The sequence below is a fragment of the Thalassolituus sp. genome, assembly GCF_984348125.1.
Genome location: NZ_CFHJLR010000001.1, coordinates 146281 through 159387 on the forward strand (window position 1 = coordinate 146281; position 13107 = coordinate 159387).

12 protein-coding genes are annotated in these 13107 nt (G+C 50.4%); 9 read left to right on the top strand and 3 right to left on the bottom strand.

The features are described from left to right. Nucleotides 1–142: 142 nt before the first annotated feature. From AC5E51_RS00640 to AC5E51_RS00680, 9 genes are all read left to right on the top strand, one after another. Complete coding sequence (locus AC5E51_RS00640) at nucleotides 143–1072, top strand: peptidoglycan DD-metalloendopeptidase family protein (RefSeq protein WP_273091612.1); 930 nt, start codon at nucleotides 143–145, stop codon at nucleotides 1070–1072. Nucleotides 1073–1188: 116 nt separating this feature from the next. Continuing rightward, entirely contained in the window at nucleotides 1189–3927 is a 2739-nt protein-coding gene (gene secA / locus AC5E51_RS00645) for a preprotein translocase subunit SecA (RefSeq protein WP_491777948.1), read from the top strand. A gap of 17 nt (nucleotides 3928–3944) precedes the next feature. Next, nucleotides 3945–5168: a bifunctional glutamate N-acetyltransferase/amino-acid acetyltransferase ArgJ gene (gene argJ, locus AC5E51_RS00650; RefSeq protein WP_491777949.1), complete on the top strand. Its 1224-nt coding sequence runs from the start codon at nucleotides 3945–3947 to the stop codon at nucleotides 5166–5168. Between the two features lie 16 nt (nucleotides 5169–5184). Then, on the top strand, nucleotides 5185–5592 hold the full coding sequence (gene mutT / locus AC5E51_RS00655) for an 8-oxo-dGTP diphosphatase MutT (RefSeq protein WP_491777950.1): 408 nt from the start codon (nucleotides 5185–5187) through the stop codon (nucleotides 5590–5592). A 141-nt stretch (nucleotides 5593–5733) separates the two neighbouring features. Further along, nucleotides 5734–6879: a hypothetical protein gene (locus AC5E51_RS00660; RefSeq protein WP_301377027.1), complete on the top strand. Its 1146-nt coding sequence runs from the start codon at nucleotides 5734–5736 to the stop codon at nucleotides 6877–6879. Further along, the gene (locus AC5E51_RS00665) at nucleotides 6876–7802 is read left to right on the top strand and encodes a hypothetical protein (protein ID WP_297532435.1); all 927 of its coding nucleotides are present in this window, start codon (nucleotides 6876–6878) and stop codon (nucleotides 7800–7802) included. The genes AC5E51_RS00660 and AC5E51_RS00665 overlap by 4 nt, the downstream gene beginning before the upstream one ends. A 58-nt stretch (nucleotides 7803–7860) precedes the next feature. Continuing rightward, nucleotides 7861–8199, top strand: coding sequence for a DUF2834 domain-containing protein (locus AC5E51_RS00670; RefSeq protein WP_068436523.1), 339 nt, complete (start codon nucleotides 7861–7863; stop codon nucleotides 8197–8199). A 25-nt stretch (nucleotides 8200–8224) separates the two neighbouring features. After that, nucleotides 8225–8623, top strand: a complete 399-nt coding sequence (locus AC5E51_RS00675; RefSeq protein WP_068436525.1) for a GNAT family N-acetyltransferase — start codon at nucleotides 8225–8227, stop codon at nucleotides 8621–8623. A 109-nt stretch (nucleotides 8624–8732) separates the two neighbouring features. Further along, nucleotides 8733–10355: an acetolactate synthase large subunit gene (locus AC5E51_RS00680; protein ID WP_068436527.1), complete on the top strand. Its 1623-nt coding sequence runs from the start codon at nucleotides 8733–8735 to the stop codon at nucleotides 10353–10355. 16 nt (nucleotides 10356–10371) lie between these two features. Here AC5E51_RS00680 and AC5E51_RS00685 read toward each other — a convergent pair whose 3' ends face one another. From AC5E51_RS00685 to AC5E51_RS00695, 3 genes are read right to left on the bottom strand one after another with little or no spacing between them, the layout of a single operon-like run. Beyond that, nucleotides 10372–10716 (bottom strand): DUF6164 family protein, encoded by a 345-nt coding sequence (locus AC5E51_RS00685; RefSeq protein ID WP_301377025.1) that lies wholly within the window; start codon nucleotides 10714–10716, stop codon nucleotides 10372–10374. Then, nucleotides 10697–12214, bottom strand: a complete 1518-nt coding sequence (gene lnt, locus AC5E51_RS00690; protein WP_491777951.1) for an apolipoprotein N-acyltransferase — start codon at nucleotides 12212–12214, stop codon at nucleotides 10697–10699. The genes AC5E51_RS00685 and lnt overlap by 20 nt, the downstream gene beginning before the upstream one ends. A gap of 8 nt (nucleotides 12215–12222) precedes the next feature. Continuing rightward, entirely contained in the window at nucleotides 12223–13059 is an 837-nt protein-coding gene (locus tag AC5E51_RS00695) for a CorC family transporter (RefSeq protein ID WP_068436533.1), read from the bottom strand. Nucleotides 13060–13107 lie beyond the last annotated feature (48 nt).

The following is a 13107-nucleotide window of genomic DNA, read 5'->3' on the forward strand; positions in this document are numbered from 1 at the left end:
TTTATCGAGGCCATACTCATGTAATCATCGCTAACAGGATGGTTTATGATATGGCCTTACTTGTATTTGCAGCTTTAAGATTTGCAAATCCAGAAGGTGGCAAAAGCCAGAGTAAGGTACAGATTCAGTAGTCATTGTATCCATGAACATTATTATTGTCGGCCGTCGCCACGGTGAATCGAGAAATATCAAACTGACCAGTACGGTGAAACACCTGTTACTGGGTCTTTTGTTTGCCCTGCCTATGGCAATGGGTGCTGCGGGCTATTGGCTTGCTGAGCGCCTGAGTGGTGATATGGCTTTGGCCCCAGATGCCGCTAAAGCCTGGGAGCGCGATCTCGTAGAGCAGCGTGAAGAGCTGCAGGCTTTAAGGCATTCTGCAGAGCAGGAAATGGCTGCGCTTACTGTGCGGCTGGCTGAAATTCAGAGCCGTGTCATGCGTCTTGATGCAGTAGGCGAACGCCTTGTTGATTCTGCTGGCCTGCCAAGCGACGAATTTGATTTTGGTGTTGCCCCATCGGTAGGTGGTCCTATTGCTGCACCAGAGAGCAATTATCAGGTTCCTGAAATCTCTAACGCGATTCAGCAACTCGCGGATCGTATTACCAGCCGCGAGCAGCAGCTCGATATTCTTGATGATCTCTTCGCAGCTCAGAAACTGAGCGAAGATACCTTCGTCGCAGGGCGACCGATCACTAAAGGCTGGATGTCATCGCGTTATGGTTACCGCGCGGACCCATTCACAGGTCGCTCCGCGTGGCATGCAGGCGTCGACTTTGCCGGTAAAGACGGTTCTGACATCGTCGCCGTTGCGGCAGGTGTTGTCACATATTCAGGTCCACGCTACGGCTACGGCAATCTGGTCGAAGTGAACCACGGTAACGGCTACAAAACCCGTTATGCGCATTGTAAAGAGATCAAAGTCAGTGTCGGTGATATCGTTCGCAAGAGCGACGTGATTGCACTGATGGGCAGTACCGGCCGCTCAACTGGCCCGCATGTACACTTCGAAGTCTTCAAAAACGGACGCAGCGTCGACCCTGCTGCCTACATTCATCGACGTCCTCGCTGAATAAAACCCTCTCCCATCTTGTCAACACCCCGGCAACTCAGTAGCCTTTAGCACTTTGCTTTACGCTATGCCCGGGCATCGTCGTACCAGAATATTTTACGGACAGACACAACCTCATGATTGGTAACATTTTCCGCAAAGTTTTCGGCAGTAAGAATAGCCGTGAACTCAAACGTATGGGCAAGATCGTCGCCCGCATCAACGCGCTCGAAGAAGACATGAAAGCACTCAGCGATGAGCAGCTGGGTGCAAAAACAGGCGAATTCCGCGAGGCTATACAGAAAGGTAAGTCTCTGGATGATCTTCTTCCAGAAGCATTTGCTGTTTGTCGCGAAGCCAGTCGCCGCGTAATGGGGATGCGCCATTTCGACGTCCAGTTGATTGGTGGTATCTCGCTGCATGAAGGGCGTATCGCCGAGATGCGTACCGGTGAGGGTAAGACCCTGGTAGCGACACTGCCTTCTTATCTGAACGCGCTGACGGGTAAGAGTGTTCACGTTGTGACCGTGAACGACTATCTGGCTCGCCGTGATGGAGACTGGAACCGTCCACTGTTTGAATTCCTTGGTATGACCGTAGGCACGGTCGTTCCGGGCATGGCGCCACAGGACAAGAAACCACAATACGAGTGTGACGTTGTTTACGGTACCAACAACGAGTTCGGTTTCGATTACCTGCGCGACAATATGGCGTTCTCCAAAGAGCAGAAAGTTCAGCGTGACCTCGCCTTTGCCATTGTGGATGAGGTCGACTCGATCCTGATTGATGAAGCGCGTACGCCACTGATTATCTCTGGTCCGGCGGATGACCATTCAGAACTGTATCGCCAGATCAACGAGCTGATTCCTCAATTACGTCAGGGTGAAGCATCCGAAGACGACAGCCAGCCAGTTGACGGTCATTTCTTTGTCGATGAGAAAAGCCGTTCTATTGAACTGACTGAAGAAGGTCATGAATTCGTAGAAGAAATGCTGACGAATGCCGGTGTTCTGCAGGAAGGTGACAGTCTTTATTCTGCGGGTAACCTGAGTCTGCTGCACCACGTGCATTCGGCCCTGAAAGCACACGCCGTGTTCCAGAAAAACGTCGACTACATCGTTCAGAACGGGCAAGTGGTCATCGTTGATGAGCACACAGGGCGTACCATGCCAGGCCGTCGCTGGAGTGAAGGTCTGCACCAGGCCGTAGAAGCGAAAGAAGGTCTGAAGATTCAGGCAGAAAGCCAGACGCTGGCTTCAACGACGTTCCAGAATTTTTTCCGTCTGTATGACAAGCTTTCTGGTATGACGGGGACAGCGGACACCGAAGCGTTCGAATTTAATCAGATTTACGGTCTGGATGTTGTTGTTATTCCGACCAACCGCCCGGTTCAGCGTATTGACTATAACGATGTGATTTATGCTTCTCAGCGTGAGAAGCATGACGCCGTGGTTGAAGAAATTCGCGAGATTACCGCTCAGGGCCGACCTGTACTGGTCGGTACCGCCTCGATCGAGTCGTCAGAATACATCTCTGGTGTACTCAAGAAAGCTAAGGTTGAGCACAACGTTCTTAACGCGAAAGAAAATGAGCGTGAGGCTCAGATCATCGCTGATGCCGGTCGTCCGGGAGCGGTAACCATTGCAACCAACATGGCCGGTCGTGGTACCGACATTATGCTTGGTGGTAACTGGGAATCTGAGGTTGATGCTCTCGATAACCCTGACCCTGCAACGATTGAGCGTATTAAAGCGGAATGGCAGGAGCGCCATGATGCGGTGCTTGAAGCCGGTGGTCTGCACATCATTGGTACTGAGCGCCATGAATCCCGTCGTATCGACAATCAGCTGCGTGGTCGTGCTGGTCGTCAGGGTGATAAAGGTTCAACGCGTTTCTTCCTGTCTCTTGAAGATAGCCTGATGCGCATCTTTATGTCTGACCGCATGCGTAACATGATGCAGGCACTGGGCATGAAAGACGGTGAATCTATCGAACACCGTATGGTGACCAATGCCGTAGAAAAGGCGCAGCGTAAAGTTGAAGGACGCAACTTCGATATTCGTAAACAGCTGCTTGAATACGATGACGTCGCCAATGATCAGCGCCGTGTTGTCTATGGTCAGCGTAACGACCTGATGGAAATGGGCGATATTTCTGATGTCATCAGCAATATCCGTGAAGATGTAGTCAATGAGGCCATCAGCGATTATATACCACCTCAGAGCTTGTCAGAGCAGTGGGATATTGAAGGTCTCGAGCGTCACTTGATCGCACAGTTTGCTATCGAACTGCCGGTTCAGAAGTGGCTGGACGAAGATACCAAGTTATACGAAGAAAATCTTCGTGAGCGTATTCTCGATGAGATCAATAAAGCGTATCAGGAAAAAGAAGCCGTCATCGGTGCCGAAACCATGCGCCAGGTTGAGCGTCAGATGATGCTTCAGGTGCTTGACAATCTCTGGAAAGAACACCTCGCAACTATGGATCATCTGCGTCAGGGGATTCACCTGCGCAGTTACGGGCAGAAAAACCCGAAACAGGAATACAAGCGTGAAGCCTTTGGTTTATTCGAAGAGCTGCTGCGGAACATTAAGCACGACACCATTCGTGTTCTGAGCCACATTCGCATCCGCCGCGAAGAAGAGATCAAAGAAGAAGAAGAACGTCGCCGTCTCGAAGCTGAAGCCCAGCTCGCACGCGCTCAATTCCAGCACGAAGATGCAGACTCAGCATTGGGCAACGATGATGCGCCAGCTGCAGAAAGTGAAGACCAGGCTAAACCTTTTGTTCGCGAAGGTGACAAGGTTGGTCGCAACGACCCATGCCCTTGTGGTTCGGGTAAAAAATACAAACATTGCCACGGCAAAATTGCCTGAGGATAGATTGATCGAAAATGGCCGTTAATTTCACTGTTTTTGAAGACTTTGCAGTTGTAAAAGGTGTTCGTCTGGGCGTTGCCCAAGCGGGAGTTCGTAAGAAAGACCGCGACGACATGGTGATTTTCGAACTGGCAGAAGGCACGGAAGTCGCGGGGGTATTCACGACCAACGCATTCTGTGCGGCGCCTGTGCATATCTGCCGACGCAATCTTGAAAAGGCGAGCCCACGTTACCTGTTGATCAATACCGGTAACGCGAACGCAGGTACTGGCCCTAAGGGCTTTAGAAATGCTGAGTTGTCTTGCGAGATGCTGGCGAGAGCCACAGGCGTTACCCCTGAACAGGTTCTGCCATTTTCGACCGGTGTGATCGGTGAGCCATTGAATATGGAAGCGTTCGAACGCGGTATTCCATCAGCGCTGGAGAATCTCACTGAAGCCAACTGGGCACGCGCGGGCCGTGGCATCATGACCACAGACACACTGCCTAAAGGCTACAGCAAGCAGATTGAAATTGACGGCAAAACCGTGACCATTACTGGCCTGTCAAAAGGCGCGGGTATGATCATGCCGAACATGGCGACCATGCTTGGTTTTATTGCGACTGACGCAAAAATTCCGGCTGCGGTAATGCAAGGCTGGGCACGTAAATTGGCAGATAAGTCCTTTAACCGCATCACTATCGACGGTGATACCTCCACCAACGACTCCTGTATGCTGATGGCAACCGGGCAGTCGGGCGTTGTGGTAGATGACAGCGACGAAGGCAGTAAAGCGGGGGAAGCCGTATTTGCTGCACTGGAAGAAGTCTTCCGCGTATTGGCGAAAGCTATTGTGCGTGATGGCGAGGGCGCGACCAAGTTCGTCACTATCGACGTAGAGAGCGCTGCGAGCCAGAAAGAAGCCTTGGATGTCGCTTACACGGTTGCGCATTCTCCCCTGGTAAAAACCGCGTTATACGCCTCTGACGCAAACTGGGGACGTATCCTGGCCGCCGTCGGGCGCTCGGGTGTTCAGAACTTTGATCTCGATAAAGTACAGATTTATCTGGATGATGTTCAGATCGTGGAAGACGGTGGACGTTGCGACAGCTACACCGAAGAAAAAGGTGCAGCTGTATTGGCACAGTCTGAATTCACCATCAGAATTCAACTCGGGCGCGGCGACGTCAATGAGCGTCTCTGGACCTGTGACCTGTCGCACGAATACGTTTCAATTAACGCCGACTATCGTTCCTGATTAAGCGGTTTAACTTATGAAACAAGTACATGTTGCTGTTGCCGTAGCGGTCGTCAATGAGGACATCCTCATTGCACGCCGCCCGGACGACAAACATCAGGGTGGCCTCTGGGAGTTTCCCGGAGGCAAAGTTGAAGCCGGTGAAACGACCGCTGATGCTCTGGTGCGTGAACTTGATGAGGAAGTCGCACTTCCCGTCACAACAGAACACATGTCTCCTCTGATGGAAATTCCTTTCAACTACTCGGATAAATCCGTTCTCCTTGAAGTGCTATGGGTCGACGTGCCTATGAATAATGCACTGCTTGCCCATGGTGCAGAAGGGCAGGAAGTCCGCTGGGTGCATTACTCTAAGCTCGCAGATTTCCAATTTCCTGAGGCCAATGGACCGATTCTTGATGCGGTTTTAGCTCGGCTGGGCTAAGCCCGTTGATGTTATTCCAGAAGCTTTTCAAAGTGATGTCAGTTGGGTATGCTCCCGCAGTATATATTTCGTGAATTTTGCAAAGGGTCTGTCACTTATCCTCGATAGACAGGCTCATGACATCGACAAGGGACTGATAACATGGCTTTGGTAAAAACTACTAAGGGATTAGAGCTTGGTACTCCAGGCATAGGAAAAACGCTCATTTTGGCCCCAAAATACGAGGCCGCAGGTCAGATTTTGGACAAGGCTGCCGAGGATGGCCACTACTATCCTATGATGGCAATGAAGCAGCTCCGCGCATTATCAACCGGGTTGAGCGGCAAAGATAATGTTTTTATCCCCAATATTAATGACTTCAAAACTAATAGCTTTCAGAAAGTAATGGTATTTGTGCCTGGCATCGTGGCCATGGTGGAACGCCGCTCAGATGATAAGCTAGTCATATCGCGGCTGGACTTGAGTGAAGATTACGACCGTATTGCGAGAGAAATCAAGAATAAGCCCGGTGTCTACAGCGTTAAGAAAGATCAAAGCAAGCTCAGTGTAGAGTATCGAGAAAGCAACTCTATTACTGATAAAGAAAACAGATGCGTGGTGATATCGAGTGATTCGTACAGTGATCCTCTTAAGGCGGCAAGTGAAGCACAACAAAGGTTGAAACCTTTGTTCGGAGATCAGGTCGCAAAGTGGTGTGATTTCGATCTGTTTTATTCCCCGGCTGGTGCTAAGCACAAAGGCATGCGCAATTACAATGCGGCATTGAATACCCAAACGTACGCTTATGCAGGATTGCTGGCGGATGCGATGGAGAGAGCTAAAAACCAACAGGGGGTGGCATGGGCTTCTGAGCGTTACGGATCTATCGTGCTTACTCAGGCACTCATGACCTTAGCCGCAAAGAACCTTTCCTTCAAAGAGCAAGGGCATAGCGTAAAAATGAGGTGGTCAAAATCAGATCCGCAAGATGCCTATAGTGCAGCGATGAAATTAGGTATGGATCCAGATAAAAGTCTGATGAATAGCGGGCTGCGCGCTAGTTTAAGTGCTGCACAGGCGAACTACGCACGAGTGATGGATAAAAATGATGACTATTCATGGCAGGATTATGGCGCGGAACTAGTTAATGGCACCATGACGGCCAATGGTTTAGTGAGTGCCGGATTGCTTCTCGGGGGAGTTGTTGTGAGTTCCCCAACGTTGACTACAGCCGGTACCGTGACTGGAGCTGTGGGAGCAATAAAGTTTTTCTATGATAAAGCGAGTCAGAGCTGGGGGCGCGGATGAAGAAGATGCTGGATTGGCTAAGATTCTTCCCCTTTGCTAGCTATAATCAGTTTGCTCGACCAAATATCGAAGAGATTCAGGGGCCTTATTTTTCTAAACTCAGGGATAACTCGTGGCGTTTTGGAGATACTTCTTTTCATTTTAGAGCGCCGTGGGCTAACCCCATATTGGGTTTCGATGGTCTGGGCCGTAGTGTAAAGTCTATGACTCCGGGCCGTCGGAATATATTCACAGGACGCTGGCAGCGTGTATATGGAAGCTCTGGAACATCTCCCAGGATTAAGGATCAATGGTGGTTTTATGCGAAGGATTGGTACTTTGTTGGCCCTTGGTTTACTGGAGAAGAGGGACGTTTAACAGCGACTGCAGTATTGATTGATACCCATCAAGATGATGACTTAAGTGTTTTTCACTCTAAGGTATTTGAATCGACGGTGTGTGATTTGTTTGATTATGCATACGGCTATCGACGATCAGGTCAAAAGCCGCACTATCGGGCCCCGCTAAACTGGCACCTAAAGGCACTCTCTACAAGCATTCAGGCCATCGTATGTGATCTTCACGAGATTCATAATGGCGGCATAGATAATCCTGAAGTAATACGTTCTGTGTATTTTCCTGTGTCTGCACACCAATTTGTTGAGATTAGCTTTTCTTTCATCGGGCTGGATATACACGATGAAGTCAGAGCTAAGCCGATTTTTGCTTTGTGTGACTCAATTATCGATTCAATGCGGTTAGAGGTTGGTCAATCGACTCAAGCCGAGTGGGATAAGGTACAGGAAACCTGCCCTGATATGACTCTGTCTGACAGTATGGGCGAGTTCAAGTGGCCTCTGTTTGAGAATGAAGCGGATAATGAGCCTGATGAGAAGGATATTACTCCAAGTGGCGAACCAAATAGGGTGACCTTTAAGTCATAATAGTCCAATAGATTATGTTGCTAAAAATCGTATAGCGCCATACTTTCTTAGGAATTTTATGTCTGAAGCTATATTCAGAAGTTTACTGATCGCCGCTGCTGTCTTCTTTTCGGTATTCTTTGCTGTCGTCGTGATTCCCCCTCTGGTTGCCAACCCGGATATTTGGGGGGCATTTGCAGCGGGCTTCGTGAATCCGTATTCCAGTGGATACTCCACAGATGTTCTTGTGTGCTGGTTTGTACTTGCCGTTTGGGTTGTATATGAAGCTAAGGCGTATTCAATTCGTCACGGATGGATTTGCCTGCTTATTGGTATTGTTCCCGGTGTTGCGGTTGGTTTCGCTCTTTATCTTTTGCTTCGGAGCAAACAGCTTAAGCAAACAATCAAAAATGAATAGATGCTAGCCAGAGTAGCCCATAGATATGACTATTGAATATAAGATCAATGCCCCCGTTACCACAGAGCAGTTCCTGAGGGTACTTGAAACGTCTACGCTCGGGGAGCGCCGCCCTGTTCAGGATAGAGCCCGCATCGAAGGCATGATTACCAACAGCAACCTTGTGGTTACTGCGTGGGTTGGGGACGAGTTAGTCGGTATTGCCCGAAGCATGACGGATTTTTATTATGCCTGCTATTTGTCAGACTTGGCGGTGAGCAGAGATTATCAGGCGGCAGGGATAGGTAAGGAGCTTCAGGCTCTGACAAAAAAGCAGTTACAACCTGGCTGTAAGATTATATTGATTGCCGCCCCCGCAGCGAATACTTATTACGAACACATAGGTTATCAGAGCAATTCACGTTGTTGGGTGTTGGACTCATAGTTTATTCAGCGGCCGCCCTCTAAATTAAAAGAAACTATTTCCTTCTTAGCCTCTCCTATATTCGTTAACCTATACAAAACCAGTACAAGTGACATCGGAGATAGGGCAGATGAATACAGCGCAGGCGTTGATCAAGAGTCTTGAAGCAGAAGGTGTTAAGTACGTTTTCGGTGTGCCCGGAGAGGAAAATCTGGCCGTTCTTGAGGCGATCCGCGATTCTTCCCTTGAATATATCGTCACCCGACACGAGCAGGGTGCTGCATTTGCAGCAGCAACCATTGGACGCCTGACCGGAAACCCTGCAGTTTGTCTTACCACGCTTGGCCCGGGTGCAACCAATGCCGTGACAGGTGTTGCCTATGCCCAGCTGGGCGCGATGCCGTTTATCCTGCTTACCGGTCAGAAGCCCATCCGCCATAGTAAACAGGGCGCTTTTCAGATTATCGACGTGGTTGATCTGATGGGGCCGATCACTAAGTTTTCTAAGCAGCTCGTTGAAGGTTCCATGGCGGCGGCAACGGTCAGAGAGGCCGTGAGGCTGGCGACGGAAGAGCGTCCTGGTGCTGTGATGCTGGAAGTGCCAGAAGACATTGCCAGCGAGAAAATTAAATACCGCCCCCTTCCAATTTCTAAACCACGACGCCCGGTGGCGGAAGAAAAAGCAATTGAGCATGTGGTGTCTTTGCTTGAGAAGGCGACCCGCCCTATCCTGATTGTCGGCGCAGGCAGTAATCGAAAACGTACTTCACGAATTCTTACTGAGCTGGTTCAGACCTACGATATCCCTTTTGTACCGACGCAGATGGGTAAGGGAGTTATTTCAGAATCCTTGCCACAATACGCCGGCACGGCAGCATTAAGTAGCGATGATTACGTGCACAGCACCATCGAGAAAGCTGATCTGGTTATTAATATTGGCCACGATGTTGTAGAAAAACCGCCGTTTATTATGACGGGGGAGCGCCCGGTGGTTCACATTAACTTCGAGTCGGCGGAAGTGAACGATATTTACTATCCGCAGTGTGAAGTCATTGGCGATATCGCCAATGCCATCTGGCAGATTACTCAGGCTTTAAAAACGAAAGATCTGAGTCATTGGGATACGCAATTCCACAAAGAAGCAAAACAGAAACTCGATGATTGGTTCGAACAGAGTGTAGCTTCCGCTGAAACTATCACCCCTCAGGTGCTCGTTAACGCGACCCGTACGGGTATCGATAACGACGGCATCCTCACGCTCGATAACGGCATGTACAAAATCTGGTTTGCCCGTCACTACGAAACCTATATGGAAAATACTCTACTGCTCGATAACGCGCTAGCGACGATGGGCGCGGGGTTACCATCAGCCATTGGTGCGAAAACCATATACCCGGATAAGCAGGTCGTCACCGTGGTTGGCGATGGCGGTTTTATGATGAACTCGCAGGAACTCGAGACTGCCGTACGCATGAACCTTGATTTGGTTGTGGTTATTCTGAATGACGAGTCTTTGCAGATGATTCGTTGGAAACAGGGTAAAGAGGGGCTGCAGGATTACGGACTCGAATTTAATAACCCGGATTTTATAAAGTACGCTGAAAGTTACGGAGCCAAAGGTCACCGAGTAGCTACGGTGATGGAGTACAAAGAGACCCTGGATCTGGCGTTGAAGAAAGGCGGTGTACACGTGCTGGATGTCGCGATCGACTACAGCAAAAACTCGGATGATCTGGTGATAAATCAGTCCTGAGAAATGTAGCTGGCGATCAGTCAGTAAAGGCCCCAAGAAATGGCAGTACCGATAAACCTATGATCGCTGCAATGGCGATCAGGGTTAAGATAAAACTGGTCGGGCGCTCATAGAAGCGCTGACTCATGGTTGGTATCGGGTGCTGCCGTACTTCTTCCAGCCAGTCTTCCTGAATTTTATCGAGAAGAACTCGGGCGCCGGTGTAGTCGTCTTCGTTTTTTAACCAGATGGCTGCAAGTGAAATACCCCAGCGGCCTTGATTGGTTTCGTAGTAATCAATGTTGGCTTCATCCAGACGCTCGCGAACAAAGTTTGCTTCTTCTTCGGTTACGCCGTTGAGCTTAAAGAGCAGTTTCGCCACGACCTTTCCTTTGAATAAGGATTGCAAGTGCAATCAGGGTGAATGCGAAACACAGCAGTGGCAATACACCGATTTTCATATACAGGGTTTCGCCCGTGCGACGCTCTGCAACCGAGCTGAAACTGGTGCGTTCACTGACTGGGATACGGTCTGTGATTTCACCTTTGTGGTTCACCAGTGCTGAAATACCTGTGTTAGTCGAGCGCAGAATCCAGCGGCCGGTTTCAAGTGCCCGCATCTGTGCCAGCGCCATATGTTGCTTAGGTCCGAGTGAATCCCCAAACCAGGCATCGTTGCTGATGGTTACCAGCAGGTCGGCATTCTTTGCGGTTTCCAGCACCAGGTCTGGGTAAGCAATTTCGTAGCAGATATAGGGAGCGACTATGGCCAGTTCGGTTGAGTCACCTTGATGCACGGTGACTTTCAGCAGGTCCTGATCGATTTCACCGGCGCGGAAGCTGGACATAGGCAGATCAAAAAACGGAATGAGGCCACGGATCGCACTTTCAAGCGGAATATATTCGCCAAACGGTACCAGTCGTTGCTTGTGGTAAACGCCTTCGCCATCACCAAAAGCGATGATGCTGTTGTGGTATTCGCCTTCTAACTCGGTACCGCGTGGCCAGCGAAACGGAATACCAGTAATGACAGTGCTGTTATTTTCCTGCAGCTCTTCGGCAAATAATTCCATGTAAGGCTGATAGCGTTGATAGAGCAGAGTGATTGCAGTCTCTGGCCACAGAATCAGATCATTACCCAGCAGTGGTCGGGTATCTGCCTGATAGCGATCGATGGTCGGGAAGATTTCTTCGTTTAGCCATTTGCGGTTCTGTTCCACATTCCCCTGAACGACACCTACGGACATAGTGCCGGTCGCGTGGGTCCAGTTAACCTGCTTCAGTGCGTCGCCCGCTGGCCACAGTAAAAGGGGCATTAAATACACCCAGTTGCGGGTCTGCACGACAATGACCAGTGAGGCCGCTGTCAGAGCCAGAATAAACGAAATAACGTAAGCACCTGACACTGGCGCCCAGCCGGACAGCCAGGTAAAGAGGTGAGCGTCGCCGGCGTACAACCAGGGGAAGCCGGTTAAGAACCAGCTTCGACACCATTCCTGTAAGAGCCAGTAGCTCGCGAAACTGAAAGCCGCCAACGAGTGCCCACTGAGCTTCTGACGTAACAAAAACCAGAACCCGGGGATGAGTGCGAGAAAGCCTGCAAAGAGCGCTACAGCGGGTACAGCTAACCAGGCGGGTGTGCCACCGTGGTCATGCATGCTGACGTAAATCCACGAGACCCCTAAGCCGAACTGCCCAAGGCCGAATAACCAGGCGCGCATAAAGGCTGTTTTGCCCGTGTCGCTTTTCTGCAGCGCATAAAATAGGGCGCCAAGGCTGACGAGGCCCAAAGGCCAGAGGAAGTGAGGGGCGAGCGCAAACGGAAAAAGCGCGCCTCCCACTAGGGCGGTCCATGATGGCAGGGCGGCGCGTGAGAACATAATCGGGCTCAGTCGTCGGTATGAACTTCAAGCAGGTTAATCTGACGGCTGGTGCCGTTGATAACACGGAATTTCATACCCTCAATGCGGATGCTTTCATTACATTCAGGCACCCGGCCGAAATGATGTGTGACGATGCCGCCAATGGTGTCGAAGTCAGCGTTAGGGAGCTTCGCATCCAGCGCTTCGTTGAAGTCGCTCAGTGGCGTCAGGGCTTTCACGGTGTAGACACCCGGATCGACTTCTTTGATGTTGTTTTCTTCGTCGTCGAAGTCATGCTCGTCTTCGATGTCGCCAACGATCTGCTCCAGAACGTCTTCGATGGTTACCAGACCGGCTACGCCGCCGAATTCGTCGACCACAATGGCCATGTGATTACGGTTCGAGCGGAATTCGCGCAGCAGCACGTTAAGGCGTTTGCTCTCAGGAACAAAGATGGCCGGCCGCAGAATATCGCGCACGCGGAAATCATCAGCGTTGTCTTTAACCACCAACGGCAGCAGGTCTTTAGCGAGCAGAATACCGCTGACTTCGTTCGGGTTTTCGCTGATTACAGGAAAGCGCGAGTGCGCTGAGTCGATAATACGTGGCAGATACTCTTTCAGGCTTTCGTTTTCCTGAATGGAGGTCATCTGCGAGCGAGGAATCATGATGTCGCGAACCTGCATGTCTGAGACTTGCAGCGCGCCTTCAATAATAGTGAGCGTTTCGGTGTCGACGATGCTGCGGTCAGCCGCTTCTCGTACGATGTCTTTCAGGTCCTGCCGGGTGCGTGGTTCGTCCGTAAACAGGTCGCTTATTTTTTCCAGCCAACTTCGGGGTTGGCCCGATCGGTCTTCGCTCATGATGCCTCTTTTCTCCGGATGGGATACGTCAGACCGGAGGTAATTTCC